Genomic DNA, 17,743 nt, shown 5'->3' with positions numbered 1-17,743 from the left:
TCAGGCCGCCTGCGGCGCCCGCGTTTCGGTGAGGATGGCATAAAGTTTTGCCGGGTCGCTGTTGGCGCGCAGCTTGGTGCAGATCTCAGCATCGCGCATCGTGCGGCTGACCAGTGCCAGCGCTTTCAGGTGATCGACGCCCGAATCCTTGGGCGCGAACAGGCCGAACACCAGATCAACCGGCTGACGGTCCACGCTGTCATAATCCAGCGGCTTTTCCAGCCGCAGGAACACGCCGACGATGCCCGGCAGATCCTCGATCCGGGCATGGGGCAGGGCGATGCCATGGCCGACCCCGGTCGGGCCAAGGCTTTCGCGTTCCTGCAACCCGTCGATGGCGGTTGCCGCACTGATCTTGTAGGCGGCGGCCACCATCTCGCCCAGTTCCTGAAACAGGCGCTTCTTGCTGGTCAACTGGCTGACGACCCTGACGGCCTGAGGATTGAGTATCTTCGCTAGTTCCATCAGGATCGCCGTATGCCCCGCGCCCGCAGGCGCTTCACTTGCTGTTGCGCGGGTCGATCCAGCCGATGTTACCGTCATCCCGACGGTAAACGACGTTCACCCCACCATGGCCTTCATTGCGGAACACGAGCATTTTCTGCGCGCCCAGTTCCAGCTGCATCACGGCTTCGCCGACGGTGATCGAAGGAATCTTCGTCTCCATCTCGGCAATGACGATGGGCTGGTTCAGGTCGGCTTCAATATCCTCGGGTTCCTCGGTTGGGGCGAGGATATAGGAGGAACCTCCGTCGAATTCAACCGGTGCCGTGCGGTCACGGTGATGGTCGCGCAGGCGGCGCTTGTAGCGGCGCAACTGCTTGTCCATCTTCTCGCGGCAGGATTCGAAGGCGGCATAGATTTCGGACGCATGGCCCTTGGCCGCAGCATTCAGGCCAGTGGACAGGTGGATGGTCGCTTCGCAGATATATTCATGCGCGACGCGGGAAAAGACAATGACGGCATCTGTCGGGCGCTGTGCGTATTTTTCAACGACCTCGCCCAGTTCGGCCTTCACATGGGTCTGAAGCGCCTCACCGATGTCGATCTGTTTTCCGCTGATCTGGTAACGCATGGCTCCTCCTTCGGGATTGCAGCAAGGCATGGCCTGCATCACGCAGGTCCACCCGCTGATGGTTTTTTATATGGGTCCGCCAAGACCTTGGCACCAGAGGAGGAGGGCAGAAAGCTGCCATCGGGGCCGAGGTGTGTGGGTCTGTTATCGCTCGCATCCCCGCCATTTGGCGGCAGGCGAGAGGGTCTTGTCAACTGCTTCGTGGGGGTATGGCGGAAAGCGGCGACGCCCGGTTCAGGCCATACGAAAATTCTCGCCGAGATAGACGCGGCGGACGGTTTCGTCCTTCACGATTTCTTCGGCGGTGCCGCTCATCAGAACCTTGCCATCATGCAGGATATAGGCGCGGTCCACGATCTCCAGCGTCTCGCGCACGTTGTGATCGGTGATCAGCACGCCCAGCCCGCGCGACTTCAGATCCTGTACCAGATGGCGGATTTCCCCCACCGCGATCGGGTCCACCCCGGCGAAGGGTTCATCCAGCAGCAGATACTTCGGCTCCGCCGCCAGACAGCGGGCGATTTCGACTCGCCGCCGCTCGCCGCCCGACAGGGCAAGCGCCGGGGCGCGACGCAAATGGGTGATCGAGAAATCCGACAGCAGCTCTTCCAGCCGTTCGCGCCGCTTGTGCGGGTCGCTTTCAGCGATTTCCAGCACGGCGAGGATGTTGTCTTCGACCGACAGCCCCCGGAAGATCGACATTTCCTGCGGCAGATAGCCCACCCCCAGCCGGGCGCGGCGATACATTGGCAGGGCGGTCACATCCTTGCCGTCGATCAGCACCTGTCCGCCTTCGGGGGTCACAAGCCCGGCAATGGCATAAAAGCAGGTGGTCTTGCCCGATCCGTTGGGGCCGAGCAGCGCCACAACCTCGCCCCGGTTCAGATCCAGCGTTACATCGCGGATGACCGGGCGTTTCCGGTAGCTTTTGCGCAGCCCGCGCACATGCAGGCCCGAGGGCTGGGCCGTGGTCGAATCGAAAGCCATCACTTCTTGCCTTCCGGCATGAAGACGGTGGACACCCGGCCTTCCATCACCCCGGTGCCAGCCTTGAGGTCCATCACCAGTTTCTGCCCGGAAATGGCACTTTTGCCCTGCGTCAGCAGCACATCACCCGTCATCACCACCGTCCCGGTGGCAATGGTATAGACGGCCTCTTTCGCCTCGGCGGCGTCGGTCTTGTTGGCCAGTGTCACACCGCCGGTGGCGTGCAGCTTCGCAATCGCCTTGCCATCCGCCGCATATTCTACCCGCACCTCTGCCGCCGCCAGCCGCATGTCGCCCTGACCCACCAGCACATTGCCACTGAAGATCGCCATGCCATCCGTCTGGCTGACGGTCAGCTTGTCGGCCTGCACCTCGACCGGCAGCGCGGTGTCCTGCTTCAGCCCGCCAAAGGCGACTTCGGCCTGCTGTTGCGCCGCCGCAGTCATCGGTGCGCCAAGAGCCAGCGCGAGCAGCAGGGCACGGAAAGGGATCAGCATCACAGGCCTCAAGGAGTTTGTCCGGGGACGTATATCAGGCGCACATGGCCGTTGAAAACCAGAAGATATTGGCCGGGCGTGTCCGCGGCCTGTGTCATCTGAAAGCTGTCCGCCGCCAGCTTGCCTGCGGGGCCGAAGCCTTCGACCGGGCCGGTGCTGCTGGCATTGGTGCGATCCAGCGCCACGGTCAGCCCGTCGGTCTTCACCTCATAGCCGGTGGCGGTGGCGATCTGCACGCCCGATTGCAGCAAGACCTGCTTTGCCGTGCCATCGCTGCGCATCGCGCCCGCGCTGAGCGCGGTGCGCTTGCCGTCAGGGGTGACAAGCTGGCCGTTCACCTGGGCGGCAGAGGCGCCGTTGCCGGTATCAGGCCGCGCCTCGGCGGCGGTGATGGTCAGGGTCGCGCCGTCCTCGGTCACGCCCGCATAGGTGGGGGCGGTCATCCGTGGCTCGCGGATGCGTTCGGCCACGTCCACCTCGGCATAGGGCAGGGCGGCCTCGGGGTCGATCTTGCGGGCCACAAGGAAGAGCGTGGACAGGAGCGCCAGCGCGGTCAGCGGCAGCGCCACCTTCAGCCAGCCCACCAGCCGCGAATGACTGTCCATGCCGCCCGCCCCTTTCATCGCTGCGCCCGCCCGACATGGCGGCGCAGGTGCGGCGGTTCAATGGTGAAACAGGTCATTCGGCTCGTCCCAGCCCATCAGATCCAACTCGGCCCGCGTCGGCAGGAAGTCGAAGCAGCGCTGCGCCAGCTCCATCCGCCCCTCACGCTCCAGCCGGGCCTGCAGTGCCGCCATCAGCTGGTGCAGATACAGCACGTCGGAGGCCGCATATTCCTTCTGCGCCTCGGTCAGCACCGCCGAGCCCCAGTCAGAGGTCTGCTGCTGTTTGCTGACATCGACGCCGACCAGTTCCTGCAACAGATATTTCAGCCCGTGCCGGTCGGTGAAGGTGCGGATCAGCCGCGAGGCGATCTTGGTGCACCAGACCGGGGCCGTGGTCACGCCGAAGGCTTTCTTCATCGCCGCAATGTCGAATCGCCCGAAATGGAACAGCTTCAGCACCTTGGGGTCGGTCAGCAGTTTTTCCAGATTCGGCGCCGAGGTCTGGCCGCGCGCGATCTGCACCAGATGCGCATTGCCGTCACCCGACGACAGTTGCACCACGCACAGCCGGTCGCGGCGCGGGTCAAGCCCCATGGTTTCGGTATCAATGGCCACCACCGGGCCGAGGTCCAGCCCGGCGGGCAGGTCATTCTTGTGCAGGTGGATCGCCAATTCAGCCTCCGAAACAACGTTGCGTCGGGCATAGACCTGCGCAGGGCGGGGGTCAACTGCGGGTGGGGGCTGGAAAAACCAAAGGCCCGGCACCTTGCGGGGCCGGGCCTTGAGGAAATGGTGCCCAGAAGAGGACTCGAACCTCCACGTCTTGCAACACTGGTACCTGAAACCAGCGCGTCTACCAATTCCGCCATCTGGGCGTCTTCGTGGGGCAGCTTCTATGGCGGTGCGTCAGGAGTGTCAACAGCCCGAAACGAAAAAAGTGAAAGGGATTTGCAGCTTGTTTGCGAAAGCCCTTAAAGTTATGGAGTTGTGCAACTTAGCACCATTTCCGGGAAGGGCTCGCAGATGAGCAAGCTGGTCACCATCTATGGCGGTTCGGGCTTTGTGGGGCGGTATATTGCCCGCCGCATGGCGAAAGAGGGATGGCGCGTGCGCGTCGCTGTGCGCCGCCCGAACGAGGCGATCTTCGTGCGCCCTTATGGCGTTGTCGGTCAGGTGGAACCCATCCTGTGCAACGTGCGCGATGACGCCAGCGTGCGCGCCGCGCTGAAAGATGCGGATGCGGTGGTGAACTGCGTCGGCATCCTGAACGCGGTCGGCAAGAACAAGTTCGACGCCGTGCAGGCCGAAGGCGCGGGCCGCATCGCCCGGCTTGCGGCGGCAGAAGGCGTGGCGCATCTGGTGCAGATCTCGGCCATCGGCGCCGACAAGAATTCTGACAGCGACTATGCGCGCAGCAAGGCTGAAGGCGAGGCGGCGGTCCTGGCGGCCTTCCCGTCGGCGGTGATCCTGCGCCCTTCGGTGATCTTCGGCAACGAGGACCAGTTCTTCAACCGCTTCGCCGGCATGGCGCGGCTGAGCCCGATCCTGCCGATCACCGGCGCCAACACCAAATTCCAGCCGGTTTCGGTGGAGGACGTGGCGCAGGCTGCGGTGAAGGGCGTGCTGGGGCAGGCGGCGCCGGGTGTGTATGAGCTGGGCGGGCCGGATGTGGCGACGTTCCGCGAGTTGATGCAGGGAATGTTGAAGGTCATTGACCGCCGCCGCCTGATCCTGCCGCTGCCGCGTTTCGTGGCGCGGATCATGGCCTTTGGCTTCGATACGGTGCAGGCGGTGACGCTGGGCCTGATTGAAAACAAGGTGCTGACCGGCGATCAGGTGAAAAACCTGAGCCGTGACAATGTGGTGACCCCCGGCGCGCGTGGTTTTGCCGATCTGGGCATCACCCCGGCCTCGGTCTGGGCGGTGCTGCCGGAATATCTGTGGCCCTTCCGTCCGGCGGGGCAATATGCTGCGATCAAGGCTTCGGCGAAAAATCTGCGCAAAGTCTGATTGAATGGCCGATCAGTCTCTTCTGTCCGCCGCCGTTCTGGGTGTTCTGGAGGGGCTGACCGAGTTCATCCCGGTATCCTCCACCGGGCATATCCTGCTGGCAGGGCATTTTCTGGGCTTTGAAAGCGCCGGCAAGACCTTCGAGGTGGTGATCCAGCTTGGCGCCGTGCTGGCGGTGCTGTCGGTCTATGCGGCGCGATTGTGGGCGCTGTTTTCCACCGCGCACCGGGACCCCAAGGCGTTGCGCTTCATCGTGGCCGTGGCGCTTGCCTTTGTTCCGGCGGTGGTCATCGGCGTGCTGGCGCATGATTTCATCAAGACCGTGCTGTTCGAAACGCCGAAGCTGATTGCGGTGATGCTGATTCTCGGCGGGATCGTGCTTGTGTTCGTCGATCGCCTGAAAATTGAGCCGCGCTATGAAGATGCGACCGATGTGCCGCTTGGTGTGGCGCTGAAGATCGGTTTCATCCAGTGCCTTGCGATGATTCCTGGTGTTTCGCGCTCCGGCTCGACCATTGTCGGGGCGGTGCTTTTAGGGGTTGGTAAGCGCGGTGCGGCAGAGTTTTCGTTCTTTCTGTCGATGCCGACTATGGCGGGGGCCTTCGCTTATGACCTTTGGAAGAATCGCGACGTGCTGGATGCCGGGGCCTTCACCGAAATCGGGATCGGCTTCGCGCTGGCCTTCATTTCGGCGGTGCTCGTGGTGAAAGGTCTGCTCGGCTATGTCTCTCGGCATGGCTATGCGGTGTTCGGGTGGTGGCGAATCATCGTCGGGACAGTTGCTTTCGCCCTGCTTTCCTTGGGTTTTTGACCAAATAGGTCAAAATGTGATACCTAATTTCGCAAGAAAACGTGTCAGAAAGCCCGGTCGGGCTAAAAAAACTTGAAACAAGGTCAGTCTTACTGACTTTTATTTCATTTCGAGGCAAAGTATCAAGGCGCACCCACCGATTTGCCGCAGGGAGGCGCCGCTATGGCCAAGGAACGGATGCTTCAGTTTGTCAGCGTGAAGCGGGAGATGCCCGAGAAGCGCCCGGCGGATCTGCGGTCGCAGGATTTTCACGAGATTTACCGCGAATACGCGGCGCAGAAGGCGGCGGAGCAGGCGAGCCGGTGCAGCCAGTGTGGCGTGCCCTATTGCCAGTCGCATTGCCCGCTGCACAACAATATCCCCGACTGGCTGCGCATGACCGCCGAGGGACGGCTGCAGGAAGCCTATGAAATCAGCCAGGCGACCAATACCTTCCCGGAAATCTGTGGCCGCATCTGCCCGCAGGACCGCCTGTGCGAAGGCAATTGCGTGATCGAACAGTCGGGCCATGGCACGGTGACTATCGGTTCGGTCGAGAAGTATATCACGGATACGGCTTGGGAAAATGGCTGGGTCCAGCCGGTGAAGCCGATGGTGGAGCGGGGCGAGAGCGTCGCGGTGATCGGCGCCGGGCCGGGCGGGCTGGCGGCGGCGGACATGCTGCGCCGCAAGGGCTATCAGGTGACGGTCTATGATCGCTATGACCGCGCGGGTGGGTTGCTGACCTATGGTATCCCCGGCTTCAAGCTGGAAAAACCCATTGTGATGCAACGGGTTGAGCAACTCGAAGCTTCGGGCGTGAACTTCGTGATGAACTGCAAGGTGGGCGAGGATCTGAGCTTTGATGCGATCCGCGGCCAGCATGACGCGGTGCTGATTGCCACCGGCGTCTACAAGATGCGGGGCGTTGGCGGGCCGGGTTCGGGGGCCAAGGGAATTGTGCAAGCGCTTGATTACCTTACGGTTTCCAACCGGAAAAGCTTTGGCGACGAGGTTGAAGCCTATGACAATGGCGAGCTGAACGCGGCGGGCAAGCGGGTGGTGGTGATCGGCGGCGGCGACACCGCGATGGACTGCGTGCGCACGGCGATCCGGCAGGGCGCGGTGAGCGTGAAGTGCCTGTATCGCCGCGACCGGGCCAATATGCCCGGCTCGCAGCGCGAGACGCAGAATGCCGAGGAGGAAGGCGTGGAATTTGTCTGGCTGTCGGCACCCAAAGGCTTCACCGGCGGGGCGTCGGTGGAAGGGGTGATGGTGCAGAAAATGCGCCTTGGTGCCCCGGATGCGACAGGGCGCCAGAGCCCGGAAGTCATTGAAGGCGCTGACTATATCGAGCCTGCGGACCTTGTGATCACCGCGCTGGGCTTCGAGCCGGAAGACCTGCCGACGCTGTGGGGCGTGCCGGAACTGGCGGTCACCCGCTGGGGCACGATCAAGGCCGATTTCCGCACGCATCAAACCTCGCTTCCCGGGGTTTACGCGGCGGGCGACATCGTGCGCGGTGCGTCATTGGTGGTCTGGGCCATCCGCGACGGGCGCGAGGCGGCGGATTCGATTGCGGCCTATCTGGCGGCCCCGGCCTCGGTCGCAGCGGAATAAGACCGGAAAAAGGGGGGGGTGACATGCGTACACCCCCCGTACACCCCCGGTCGGACCTGCGTGCGACAGATTTGCCCCCTTCCTTTCCCGGCTGGCGGATGATCCGGCAGCAAGACTGACCGATCAGGAGAGACGGAAAACCATGGACGAGGTGCTGCAAGCGGAGATGCGGGAAGGGGCGGAAGCCCCTGTGCCGGTGCATCCGCCGCGCCGTGCCCGGCCCGATGTGAAGATCGACATGCTGCGCGCCGATGCGCGGCTGCGGCTGTGGCGGCACGCGGGCAAAAGCGACCGGCTGGTCGTGTGCTTCTCGGGCGTGGGGCGCAATGGCAAGCAGCCACCCCGGCTGGAATTCGCCAAGACCGCCAGCGCGGCAGGCCGCGACCATGCGCTGTATCTGGCCGATCCGGCGCGCAGCTGGCTGAACGCGCCGGGGCTGATCGAGGAGATGGTGGAGATCATCGAGGCCGAAGTGGCGCGGCTGGGCGTGCGCGAGGTGGTGGCGATGGGCCATTCGCTGGGCGGGTTTTCGGCGCTGGTGCTGAGCGGCTTCACGCGATTCGACCGGGTGCTGGCGTTGTCGCCGCAACTGTCGGTCGATCCTGACATCGTGCCGGACGAGCGGCGCTGGGCGCAGTTCCGCGCAAGGATCGAGACGATTCGGGTGCATCAGGCGGGCGATCACATGGCGGCGCAGACGCAGCATTGCATTATCTTTGGCCGCAACCGGCGCGAGGCACCGCAATTGCGGCTGCTGCGCCCGGCGGAAAATGTGCAGGTTTTCTTGCTGCCCAAGGTGCAGCACGATTCGGTCAAGCGGCTGTATGATGCGGGTATTCTGGATGACGTGGTGCAACTGGCGCTGGGCGGACGGGTGCGCAAGCTGCGGCAGATGTTGAAGGCACAGATGCGGGCGGTGCAGATCGGCCCGGCAATTGAGGAGGAAGCGGCATGAAGGCGGGGATGATCCTTCTGGCGCTGCTTCTGGCAGCGCCTGCGGCAGAGGCGGGCAGTTTCACCCCGCCCAAGGGGTGCGAGACGTTCTTGACGGTGCAGGCGCGCGGCTGCCGGGTGTCGAATCACTATCGCTGCACGGCGGATGCGCCGGGCGACCAGTGGCGCGCGGATTTCGATCAGGAGGGGATGTTCTTCCTGAGCCGGATCGACCGCCAGACGCAATGGGTGGAAAGCTATGAGTTCAACCCCAATCTGCGCCAGACGCTGGACCCGAACCCCACCGATCCGGCCAGTTTTGACGATCTGCTGGCCGGGCGCGACGATTTCGATTTCAACCTGTCGAAGGATGACGGCGCGCACAGCCATGTGACCGGCCATGACGCGCTGACCGGGCGGACGGTGGTGATCGACGGCACGACCCTGCGCGAGACGCGTTTCGATTTCACCGAGACCGACGCCGAGGGGCAGGTGCTGCGCCGCTCGCGCGGGCGGGAGTTCGTTCACCCCGAGTTGCGGCTGTTCTTTGCCGGGCCGTCGGAATGGTGGGACGGCGAAAAATGGTTGCCGATGGATGGCAGCCCGATGAAAATTCTGAAACCGGGGCAGCCCGGTTTCGCCGCGACCCAGCCGATTTTCGAATGCGGGGCGCTGATGTCGTCTTACCGGCCCCAGCCCGCGCCGCAACCTGACCTAGCCACGGAGGCCCAAAGCCATGACGATCTATGATGAAGCCTGGGTGAAGGCAGAAGAGACCAAGCGCGCCTACATGCACGCCCATGGGCTGTGGAAAGAGGATGACGAGCATTCCTCTTGCGGGGTGGGTCTGGTTGTCGCGATCTCGGGCAAGCCGAGCCGCAAGGTGGTGCAATCGGGGATCGATGCGCTGCGGGCGATCTGGCACCGGGGCGCGGTGGATGCCGATGGCAAGACGGGCGACGGCGCGGGCATCCATGTGCAGATCCCGGTCAAGTTCTTTTACGACGTGATCCGCCGCACCGGGCATGAGCCCGATCTGAACAAGCTGGTGGCGGTGGGGCAGGTGTTCCTGCCGCGCACGGATTTCGGCGCGCAGGAACGTTGCCGGACCATCGTCGAGGCCGAAGTGCTGCGGATGGGGCACTATATCTATGGCTGGCGCCATGTGCCGGTGGATACCTCGGTGCTGGGCGACAAGGCCAATGCGACGCGGCCCGAGATCGAGCAGATCCTGATCCGCTGCGAGAAGGACATTGATCAGGAGCAGTTCGAGCGCGAGCTGTATATCATCCGCCGCCGGATCGAGAAGGCGGTGCTGGCCGCGCATATCCAGGGGCTGTATCTGTGCAGCCTGTCCTGCCGGTCGATCATCTACAAGGGGATGATGCTGGCCGAGCAGGTATCGGTGTTCTATCCCGATCTGCAGGACGAGCGGTTCGAATCGACCTTTGCGATCTATCACCAGCGCTATTCCACCAACACCTTCCCGCAATGGTGGCTGGCCCAGCCGTTCCGCATGTTGGCCCATAACGGCGAGATCAACACGCTGAAGGGCAACGTCAACTGGATGAAATCGCACGAGATCCGCATGGCCTCATCCGCGTTTGGCGAGGCGGCCGAGGATATCAAGCCGATCATCCCGGCAGGCACGTCGGACAGTGGCGCGCTGGATGCGGTGTTCGAGGTTCTGGTGCGGTCTGGCCGGTCGGCGCCGATGGCCAAGACGATGCTGGTGCCCGAGGCCTGGAGCAAGACCACCACCGACATGCCGAAGGCCTGGGCGGATATGTATGCCTATTGCAACGCCGTGATGGAGCCGTGGGACGGCCCGGCGGCGCTGGCGATGACCGACGGGCGCTGGGTCTGCGGCGGGCTGGACCGCAACGGGCTGCGGCCGATGCGCTATGTGGTGACGGGCGACGGGCTGCTGATCGCCGGGTCGGAAGCGGGCATGGTGCCGGTGGACGAAACCACGATCCGCGAAAAGGGCGCGCTTGGGCCGGGGCAGATGATCGCGGTCGATACCCGCGAGGGCAAGCTGTACCACGACATGGACATCAAGAACCGTCTGGCGGGCAGCCAGCCCTATGGCGACTGGATCGAGAAGGTCGTGGACCTGAACTCGATGCTGCGCGACGTGCCGGAAAACGTGACCTATCAGGGCGGCGAACTGCGCAAGCGGCAGATCGCGGCGGGCTATTCGGTGGAGGAACTGGAACAGGTTCTGGCGCCGATGGCCGAAGACGGCAAGGAAATGATCGCCTCGATGGGCGATGACACGCCGGCGGCGGTGCTGTCGAAGCAATACCGCCCGCTGAGCCATTTCTTCCGCCAGAACTTCAGCCAGGTGACCAACCCGCCGATCGACTCGCTGCGGGAAAGCCGGGTGATGAGCCTGAAGACGCGGTTCGGCAACCTGAAGAACGTGCTGGACGAAAACTCCAGCCAGACCGAGATTCTGGTGCTGGAAAGCCCGTTCATCGCCAATGCCGAATATGCGGTGATGCTGAAGCAGTTCGGCGCGCATGTGGCGGTGATCGACTGCACGTTTGCGGCGGGCGCGGATCAAGAGGCGCTGCGGCTGGGGCTGGAGCGCATCCGGGCCGAGGCGGAAGACGCCGTGCGGTCTGGCGCGCTGCATCTGGTGCTGAGCGACGAGCATCAGGGCGCGGGCAAGGTGGCGATGCCGATGATCCTTGCGACCTCGGCGGTGCATAGCTGGCTGACGCGCAAGGGGCTGCGGACCTTCACCTCGTTGAACGTGCGGTCGGCGGAGTGCATCGACCCCCATTATTTCGCGGTGCTGATCGGCTGCGGCGCGACCACGGTGAACCCCTATCTGGCGCAGGACAGCATTGCCGACCGGATCGCGCGCGGGCTGCTGGACGGCAATATCACCGATGCGATGCGGCGCTACCGCGATGCCATCGACGCCGGTCTGTTGAAGATCATGGCGAAGATGGGGATTTCGGTGATCTCGTCCTATCGCGGCGGCTTGAACTTCGAGGCGGTGGGGCTGAGCCGTGCCATGGTGGCCGAATATTTCCCGGGGATGCACAGCCGCATTTCGGGCATCGGTCTGCATGGCATCCAGATGAAGGCCGAAGAGGTTCACGCCAAGGGCTGGCTGGGCGGCAGCGATGTGTTGCCGATTGGCGGCTTCTACAAGGCGCGGCGCTCGGGCGAGAAGCACGCCTGGGAAGCGCAGACCATGCACATGCTGCAATCGGCCTGTGACCGGGCGTCTTATGACGTGTGGAAGCAATACAGTGCGGCGATGCGGGCCAACCCGCCGATCCATATCCGCGACTTGCTGGACATCAAGGCGCTGGGCAAGCCGGTGCCGCTGGAGGAGGTGGAATCCATCACCTCGATCCGCAAGCGGTTCGTCACGCCGGGCATGAGCCTTGGGGCGCTTGGCCCGGAGGCGCACAAGACGCTGAACGTGGCGATGAATCGCATCGGCGCGAAATCGGACAGCGGCGAGGGCGGCGAAGATCCGGCGCATTTCCTGCCGGAAGCCAATGGCGACAACCCGTCGGCCAAGATCAAGCAGGTGGCCTCGGGCCGGTTCGGCGTGACCGCCGAATACCTGAACCACTGCGAGGAGCTTGAAATCAAGGTCGCGCAGGGCGCCAAGCCCGGCGAGGGTGGCCAGCTTCCGGGCATGAAGGTGACGGAGCTGATCGCGCGGCTGCGGCATTCGACCAAGGGGGTGACGCTGATTTCGCCGCCGCCGCATCACGACATCTATTCCATCGAAGATCTGGCGCAGCTGATCTATGACCTGAAGCAGATCAACCCGCGCGCCAAGGTGACGGTGAAGCTGGTGTCGGCCTCCGGCGTGGGCACGATTGCGGCGGGGGTGGCGAAGGCCAAGGCCGACATCATCCTGATTTCCGGCCATAATGGGGGCACCGGCGCCTCGCCGGGGACCAGCATCAAATATGCCGGTCTGCCGTGGGAGATGGGTCTGACCGAGGCGCATCAGGTGTTGTCGATGAACAACCTGCGCGAGCGGGTGACGCTGCGCACCGATGGCGGTTTGCGCACCGGGCGTGACGTGGTGATGGCGGCGATGCTGGGGGCCGAGGAATACGGCATCGGCACCGCCGCGCTGATCGCCATGGGCTGCATCATGGTGCGCCAGTGCCAGAGCAACACCTGCCCGGTGGGCGTGTGCACGCAGAACCCGGAACTGCGGGCCAAGTTCACCGGCACGGCGGACAAGGTGGTGAACCTGATCACCTTCTATGCCCAGGAAGTGCGCGAGATTCTGGCCAGCATCGGTGCGCGGTCGATGGATGAAATCATCGGGCGGGCGGATCTGCTGAGCCAGGTCAGCCGTGGGTCGGCGCATCTGGATGACCTTGACCTGAACCCGCTGCTGATCACCGTCGATGGCGCGCAGAAGATCACCTATGATCGCAGCAAGCCGCGCAACCATGTGCCCGATACGCTGGATGCGGAAATCGTCAAGGACGGCGCGCGGTTCTTCGAGGATGGCGAGAAGATGCAGCTGAGCTATGCGGTGCGCAACACGCTGCGCACCATCGGCACGCGGTCGTCCAGCCATATCGTGAAGAAGTTCGGGATGCGCAACAACCTGCAACCCGACCATCTGACGGTGAAGCTGACCGGGAATGCCGGGCAATCGCTGGGGGCTTTTGCCGTCAACGGGTTGAAGATCGAAGTGCAGGGCGATGCCAACGACTATGTCGGCAAGGGTCTGTCGGGCGGGTTGATCGTGGTGCGGCCGTCGATGTCGTCGCCGCTGGTGGCCAGCGAGAACACCATCGTCGGCAACACGGTGCTGTATGGTGCGACCGACGGGCATCTGTTCGCGGCAGGCCGGGCGGGCGAGCGCTTTGCGGTGCGCAACTCGGGTGCGAAAGTGGTGGTGGAGGGCTGCGGCTCCAACGGCTGTGAATACATGACCGGCGGGGTGGCGGTGATTCTGGGCAAGATCGGTGCCAACTTCGGCGCCGGGATGACCGGGGGCATGGCTTATCTGTATGACCCGGACGGGTCGGCGGAAGAGTTCATGAACCTGGAAAGCCTGGTGACCTGCGCCGTCAGCCACCCGCATTGGGAAGCGCAACTGCGCGGGCTGGTGGAGCGGCACGCCGCCGAGACCGGCAGCGTGAAGGCGACGCGGATTCTGGCGAACTGGGAGGCCGAGCGGGCGAATTTCCTGCAGGTCTGCCCGAAAGAGATGCTGGTGCATCTGGCCCATCCGCTGAGCGATGAACGCGCGGCGGTTCTGGCCGAGTGAGAACAGGCGCGGGCGGGGGAAACCCCGCCCGGCGACAAACCGGGGCCCGCGCCTGCTTGACCGCAGCGCGGGCTTCGTGGTTTCTGGGCCGCATGTCCAAACCCGCCCCCCGCAAGAAACCCGCCGCCAAGGCGCCCCCCGCCGCGCCGGAACCGGAACTGGTGGCGGCGGTGCCGATCGGCTGGCCGCGCCGGTTGTGGCGGTGGGCGGTGCGTGGGACCGGGCTGGTGGCCGGGTTCTTCGGCGCGCTGGTGCTGATCTATACCGTCGTGCCGGTGCCGGGCGATTTCTACATGATGCAGGAACGCTGGCGGCTGGGTGGCCTGCAGAAGGACTGGGTGCCGATGGAAGAGATCGCGCCGGTGATGGCGCGGGCGGCGGTGGCGGCGGAGGATGCGAATTTCTGCCTGCACTGGGGGTTTGACATGGCGGCGATCCGCGCGGCGCTGGCCGAGGGCGGCAATCGCGGCGCCTCGACCATCAGCCAGCAGGTGGTGAAGAATGTCTTTCTGTGGCAGGGGCGCAATTGGGCGCGCAAGGCGATGGAAGGCGTGCTGACCCCGGCGGTGGAACTGGTCTGGAGCAAGCGGCGGATCCTTGAGGTTTATCTGAACGTTGCCGAATTCGGCGAAGGCGTGTTCGGGGTGGAGGCGGCGGCGCAGCATTATTACGGCATCCCGGCGGCGCAGCTTTCGGCGCAGCAGGCGGCACGGCTGGCGGCGGTGCTGCCCGACCCGAAAGAGCGCAATCCGGCGAAACCGGGGCCGGTGACGCGGCGGCGGGCGGCGCAGATCCAGTCGGGCGCCGAGACGATTGCGGCGGATGGGCGGGCGGCCTGTTTCGAGGAGTGACCCTTACGGGTTGAATTTGGGGGCGCGCTGCGGCAATGAGGGTTATCCCTTTCGGAAAGCTGTGCCTGCGATGAACCGCCTGTATCATTTCCCCCTGTCCCCCTTCTGCCGCAAGGTGCGCCTGACGCTGGCAGAGAAACGGATCGAGGTGGAACTGGTCGAGGAACGCTATTGGGAACAGTCGCCCGATTTCCTGCGGCGCAACCCGGCGGGCAAGGTGCCGGTGCTGCGCATGGATACCCGCGTGATGAGCGAGAGCCAGGCGATCTGCGAATATCTGGAGGAAGCCTATCCCGCCCCGGCGCTGATGCCGCGCGACCCGGATTCGCGCTATGAGGTGCGGCGGCTGTGCAACTGGTTCGACGACAAGTTTCATAGCGAGGTCACCTCGAAGCTGCTGTATGAGCGGGTGAACAAGAAGGTGATGGCGGCGGGCTACCCGGACAGCAAGAATGTCAAATCGGGGGCGAACCGGATCAAGTATCATCTGGATTACATGGCATGGCTGCTGGACCAGCGGCGCTGGCTGGCCGGGGATACGATGACGCTGGCGGATTTTGCCGCCGCCGCGCATCTGAGCTGTCTGGACTATATCTCGGATGTGGACTGGAACCGCCATGCGGTGGTGAAGGACTGGTATGTGAAGCTGAAATCGCGCCCGTCCTTCCGGGCGCTGCTGGCGGATCAGGTGCCGGGCTTCCCGCCGCCGGGGCATTATGCCGATCTGGATTTCTGACCACGACCCCCGGGGGCTTTGCCCCCGGACCCCCAGGATATTTTGGCCAAGATGAAGGCAGAGGATGCGCTTGTGCTGAAAGACCGGCTTGTGGCGCGGGCCTTGGAGGAGGGGTTCTCCAAGGTGGGGATCTGTGCGCCGGAGGCGGTGCCGGAGGCGGCGGGGCGGCTGCGGGCGTTTCTGGCGGCGGGGCGGCACGGGCAGATGGGCTGGATGGCCGAGCGCGAGGGCTGGCGCGGCAGTGCGGCGGCGCTGTGGCCCGAGGCGCGGTCGGTCATCATGCTGGCGGAAGTGTATACGCCCGAGGCGGACCCGCTGGCGGTGCTGGCGCAGCGCGACCGGGCGGCGGTGAGCGTCTATGCGCAGGGCAAGGATTACCACGATCTGGTGAAGCGGCGGCTGAAGCGGCTGGGCGGCTGGTTCGTGCAGGTGGCGGGGGCGGAGATCAAGGTCTTCGTCGATACCGCGCCGGTGATGGAAAAGCCCTTGGCGCAGGCGGCGGGGTTGGGCTGGCAGGGCAAGCATACCAATCTGCTGGCGCGCGATCTGGGAAGCTGGTTCTTTCTGGGCGCGATCTTCACCACGGCGGATCTGCCGAAGGACGCGGCGGAGGTTTCGCATTGCGGAAGCTGCCGCGCCTGTCTGGATGCCTGCCCGACCGGGGCCTTTCCGGCGCCCTATCAGTTGGATGCGCGGCGCTGCATTTCCTATCTGACCATCGAGCACAAGGGGCCGGTGGACGAGGGGTTGCGCGGCCTGATGGGCAACCGGATTTACGGCTGCGACGATTGTCTGGCGGTGTGCCCGTGGAACAAGTTCGCGCAGGCGGCGCGGGAGATCGGCTATCAGCCGCGCGTCGGGGCGCCGCTGCTGGCGGAGCTGGCGGGGCTGGACGATGCCGGGTTCCGGGCGCGGTTTGCGGGCAGCCCGATCAAGCGCATCGGGCGCGACCGCTTCGTGCGCAATGTGCTGTATGCGATCGGCAATTCGGGGCTGGCAGAGTTGCGGGCGGCGGCTTTGGCGCTGGTGGAGGACGCCGATGCGGCGGTGGCGGATGCGGCGCGCTGGGCTTGCCTGAAGCTTGCCTGATTTTTGCCGTTTGCGGGCGGTAGGACGGGGCAGGTCAGTCAGGAGGTTTTCATGTTTGACGCGATTCTGCCGGGGGGGCCGGCGCATCTTCCGTTTGTGGCTGGGGTGCTGCTGGTTCTGGTGAACCTGCTGGCCGGGTTCGGCATCTGGCTGGACCGGCGCCGCGAATTGGCGGGCGAGCCGGGCGTGCCGGATCGGGCGCTGCTGCGGCTGGCGTATTTTGGCGGCTGGCCGGGGGCGAAGCTGATGCAACTGCTGCTGCGGGCGCGGGCCGGGGACAAGGCGTTTCGCGGCAAGCTGAACCGGGTTTTGCTCTGGCAGGGGTTGGTGGCAGGGCTGGTGTTCGGGGCGCCGCTGCTGATGGCCCGGGTGCAGCCGATGCTGGAGGGCGAGATGTTTTCCATGGCGTCGCTGGGGCTTGGCGGTGAAGGCGAGAGCAAGAGCAGCGCGGATTCGGTGAAGATGCGCCAGATCGAACCGCAGGCGGCGGCGGAGAAAGGCTCAGCCCGTTGGATCAAGGTTGGGGATTGAGGTGATTCGGGCTTAGGCTGACCGCCTTCTGGAGGAGGAGGACAGTATGAGCCGACATCTTGCCGACAAGAGAGCGCCGTCCACCGGGCGGCGGGCGCAGGAGTTCCTGCGGCTGGCGCGGGCCGAGGGTAGCCAGTTCTGGGCCGGGTTCTGGCGCAGGCCGCGCGCCACGGGGGAGGGCAACCGCCGGATGGCGCAATATCTGCGGATTGACCGGGAACAGCCGGGAGACCGTCAGGCCTGAGCCTCGGCGGCGCGCAAGGCATTGCGCAGGGCGAGAATCGTCTCGCGCAGGCTTTGCGCCTCGGCTGCGGTGATCCGGGCTTTTTCAGCGATGCAGAGCGGGAAGGTGGCGGCTTTCTGGCGCAGGGTTTCGGATTGCGGGGTGAGGTGCAGCAGGATCTGCCGTTCATCCTGCGGATCGCGCTGGCGGGTCAGCAGGCCCGCTTGCTCCATGCGTTTGAGCATGGGGGTCAGCGTATTGCTTTCCAACTGCAAGGCGGCGCCGACCCGGCTCATCGTCTGGCCGTCTTTTTCCCACAGCAGGGTGAGAACGAGGAATTGCGGATAGGTGAGCCCCGCCGCGTCGAGCAGGGGTTTGTAGGCGGCCTGCATGGCGTGATTGGCGGAATAGAGCGCGAAGCACAGCAGATTGGGCAGGGGAAGGGGTGCGGTCATGGCGGGCTCCTGTTCCCTGCATGATGGATCGTGCGCGATGCAATCGCAAGGGATTGACTGTCGCAG

The 17,743-nt window shown here is 64.6% G+C and carries 18 protein-coding genes and 1 tRNA gene; 11 read left to right on the top strand and 8 right to left on the bottom strand.

Annotation, left to right across the window (positions count from 1 at the left end):
* From BMX43_RS03025 to BMX43_RS02995, 7 genes are all read right to left on the bottom strand, one after another.
* Positions 1-465, bottom strand: a complete 465-nt coding sequence (locus tag BMX43_RS03025; RefSeq protein ID WP_091296528.1) for a PTS sugar transporter subunit IIA — start codon at positions 463-465, stop codon at positions 1-3.
* Between the two features lie 34 nt (positions 466-499).
* Positions 500-1,075 carry a ribosome hibernation-promoting factor, HPF/YfiA family gene (gene hpf, locus BMX43_RS03020; RefSeq protein ID WP_091296524.1) on the bottom strand — a complete coding sequence of 192 codons (576 nt, stop codon included), beginning with the start codon at positions 1,073-1,075 and terminating at the stop codon, positions 500-502.
* A gap of 234 nt (positions 1,076-1,309) precedes the next feature.
* Positions 1,310-2,062, bottom strand: a complete 753-nt coding sequence (lptB, locus tag BMX43_RS03015; RefSeq protein ID WP_091296521.1) for an LPS export ABC transporter ATP-binding protein — start codon at positions 2,060-2,062, stop codon at positions 1,310-1,312.
* Positions 2,062-2,559, bottom strand: coding sequence for a lipopolysaccharide transport periplasmic protein LptA (gene lptA / locus BMX43_RS03010; protein ID WP_091296518.1), 498 nt, complete (start codon positions 2,557-2,559; stop codon positions 2,062-2,064). Before lptA ends, lptB begins: the two co-directional genes overlap by 1 nt.
* Positions 2,560-2,567: 8 nt before the next feature.
* Positions 2,568-3,164: a hypothetical protein gene (locus BMX43_RS03005; protein ID WP_245749351.1), complete on the bottom strand. Its 597-nt coding sequence runs from the start codon at positions 3,162-3,164 to the stop codon at positions 2,568-2,570.
* Between the two features lie 57 nt (positions 3,165-3,221).
* Entirely contained in the window at positions 3,222-3,836 is a 615-nt protein-coding gene (locus tag BMX43_RS03000; protein ID WP_091296511.1) for a ribonuclease D, read from the bottom strand.
* A 118-nt stretch (positions 3,837-3,954) separates the two neighbouring features.
* A tRNA-Leu gene (locus BMX43_RS02995) sits at positions 3,955-4,039 on the bottom strand.
* 148 nt (positions 4,040-4,187) lie between these two features.
* Here BMX43_RS02995 and BMX43_RS02990 point away from each other — a divergent pair.
* The 11 genes from BMX43_RS02990 to BMX43_RS02940 all read left to right on the top strand — a co-directional run bounded on the left by BMX43_RS02990 (position 4,188) and on the right by BMX43_RS02940 (position 17,243).
* Entirely contained in the window at positions 4,188-5,174 is a 987-nt protein-coding gene (locus BMX43_RS02990) for a complex I NDUFA9 subunit family protein (RefSeq protein ID WP_091296508.1), read from the top strand.
* A gap of 4 nt (positions 5,175-5,178) precedes the next feature.
* Positions 5,179-5,985, top strand: a complete 807-nt coding sequence (locus BMX43_RS02985; protein WP_091296505.1) for an undecaprenyl-diphosphate phosphatase — start codon at positions 5,179-5,181, stop codon at positions 5,983-5,985.
* A 162-nt stretch (positions 5,986-6,147) separates the two neighbouring features.
* Entirely contained in the window at positions 6,148-7,584 is a 1,437-nt protein-coding gene (locus tag BMX43_RS02980) for an NAD(P)-dependent oxidoreductase (protein ID WP_091296501.1), read from the top strand.
* 142 nt (positions 7,585-7,726) lie between these two features.
* Positions 7,727-8,539 (top strand): alpha/beta hydrolase-fold protein, encoded by an 813-nt coding sequence (locus tag BMX43_RS02975; protein WP_091296497.1) that lies wholly within the window; start codon positions 7,727-7,729, stop codon positions 8,537-8,539.
* Positions 8,536-9,267: a hypothetical protein gene (locus BMX43_RS02970; protein ID WP_245749350.1), complete on the top strand. Its 732-nt coding sequence runs from the start codon at positions 8,536-8,538 to the stop codon at positions 9,265-9,267. Before BMX43_RS02975 ends, BMX43_RS02970 begins: the two co-directional genes overlap by 4 nt.
* Positions 9,254-13,792, top strand: a complete 4,539-nt coding sequence (gene gltB, locus BMX43_RS02965) for a glutamate synthase large subunit (RefSeq protein WP_091296493.1) — start codon at positions 9,254-9,256, stop codon at positions 13,790-13,792. Before BMX43_RS02970 ends, gltB begins: the two co-directional genes overlap by 14 nt.
* A gap of 92 nt (positions 13,793-13,884) precedes the next feature.
* Positions 13,885-14,643 (top strand): monofunctional biosynthetic peptidoglycan transglycosylase, encoded by a 759-nt coding sequence (gene mtgA, locus BMX43_RS02960; RefSeq protein ID WP_091296489.1) that lies wholly within the window; start codon positions 13,885-13,887, stop codon positions 14,641-14,643.
* Positions 14,644-14,713: 70 nt separating this feature from the next.
* A complete protein-coding gene (gene fzlA, locus BMX43_RS02955; RefSeq protein ID WP_091296486.1) occupies positions 14,714-15,379 on the top strand; it encodes an FtsZ-binding protein FzlA in 666 nt (221 codons plus the stop codon).
* Positions 15,380-15,430: 51 nt separating this feature from the next.
* On the top strand, positions 15,431-16,468 hold the full coding sequence (gene queG, locus BMX43_RS02950) for a tRNA epoxyqueuosine(34) reductase QueG (RefSeq protein WP_091296484.1): 1,038 nt from the start codon (positions 15,431-15,433) through the stop codon (positions 16,466-16,468).
* 51 nt (positions 16,469-16,519) lie between these two features.
* Positions 16,520-16,999 (top strand): DUF1294 domain-containing protein, encoded by a 480-nt coding sequence (locus BMX43_RS02945; RefSeq protein ID WP_091296482.1) that lies wholly within the window; start codon positions 16,520-16,522, stop codon positions 16,997-16,999.
* Positions 17,000-17,045: 46 nt separating this feature from the next.
* Entirely contained in the window at positions 17,046-17,243 is a 198-nt protein-coding gene (locus tag BMX43_RS02940; protein WP_091296479.1) for a hypothetical protein, read from the top strand.
* On the opposite strand, the gene BMX43_RS02935 is transcribed toward BMX43_RS02940, so the two are convergent.
* A complete protein-coding gene (locus BMX43_RS02935) occupies positions 17,234-17,677 on the bottom strand; it encodes a MarR family winged helix-turn-helix transcriptional regulator (protein ID WP_091296476.1) in 444 nt (147 codons plus the stop codon). The genes BMX43_RS02940 and BMX43_RS02935 overlap by 10 nt on opposite strands.
* Positions 17,678-17,743 lie beyond the last annotated feature (66 nt).

This window comes from Gemmobacter aquatilis (assembly GCF_900110025.1).
GTDB classification, from domain to species: domain Bacteria; phylum Pseudomonadota; class Alphaproteobacteria; order Rhodobacterales; family Rhodobacteraceae; genus Gemmobacter; species Gemmobacter aquatilis.
This window is presented reverse-complemented; position numbering and strand designations above follow the sequence as displayed.

Coding starts and splice junctions, on each gene's coding strand:
- gltB (WP_091296493.1), top strand. CDS start 9,254: ATGACGATCTATGATGAAGCCTGGGTGAAGGCAGAAGAGACCAAGCGC.
- BMX43_RS02940 (WP_091296479.1), top strand. CDS start 17,046: ATGAGCCGACATCTTGCCGACAAGAGAGCGCCGTCCACCGGGCGGCGG.
- hpf (WP_091296524.1), bottom strand. CDS start 1,075: ATGCGTTACCAGATCAGCGGAAAACAGATCGACATCGGTGAGGCGCTT.
- BMX43_RS02935 (WP_091296476.1), bottom strand. CDS start 17,677: ATGACCGCACCCCTTCCCCTGCCCAATCTGCTGTGCTTCGCGCTCTAT.
- BMX43_RS02990 (WP_091296508.1), top strand. CDS start 4,188: ATGAGCAAGCTGGTCACCATCTATGGCGGTTCGGGCTTTGTGGGGCGG.
- BMX43_RS02985 (WP_091296505.1), top strand. CDS start 5,179: ATGGCCGATCAGTCTCTTCTGTCCGCCGCCGTTCTGGGTGTTCTGGAG.
- BMX43_RS02980 (WP_091296501.1), top strand. CDS start 6,148: ATGGCCAAGGAACGGATGCTTCAGTTTGTCAGCGTGAAGCGGGAGATG.
- fzlA (WP_091296486.1), top strand. CDS start 14,714: ATGAACCGCCTGTATCATTTCCCCCTGTCCCCCTTCTGCCGCAAGGTG.
- mtgA (WP_091296489.1), top strand. CDS start 13,885: ATGTCCAAACCCGCCCCCCGCAAGAAACCCGCCGCCAAGGCGCCCCCC.
- BMX43_RS02970 (WP_245749350.1), top strand. CDS start 8,536: ATGAAGGCGGGGATGATCCTTCTGGCGCTGCTTCTGGCAGCGCCTGCG.
- lptA (WP_091296518.1), bottom strand. CDS start 2,559: ATGCTGATCCCTTTCCGTGCCCTGCTGCTCGCGCTGGCTCTTGGCGCA.
- lptB (WP_091296521.1), bottom strand. CDS start 2,062: ATGGCTTTCGATTCGACCACGGCCCAGCCCTCGGGCCTGCATGTGCGC.
- BMX43_RS03005 (WP_245749351.1), bottom strand. CDS start 3,164: ATGGACAGTCATTCGCGGCTGGTGGGCTGGCTGAAGGTGGCGCTGCCG.
- BMX43_RS02975 (WP_091296497.1), top strand. CDS start 7,727: ATGGACGAGGTGCTGCAAGCGGAGATGCGGGAAGGGGCGGAAGCCCCT.
- BMX43_RS02945 (WP_091296482.1), top strand. CDS start 16,520: ATGTTTGACGCGATTCTGCCGGGGGGGCCGGCGCATCTTCCGTTTGTG.
- BMX43_RS03025 (WP_091296528.1), bottom strand. CDS start 465: ATGGAACTAGCGAAGATACTCAATCCTCAGGCCGTCAGGGTCGTCAGC.
- queG (WP_091296484.1), top strand. CDS start 15,431: ATGAAGGCAGAGGATGCGCTTGTGCTGAAAGACCGGCTTGTGGCGCGG.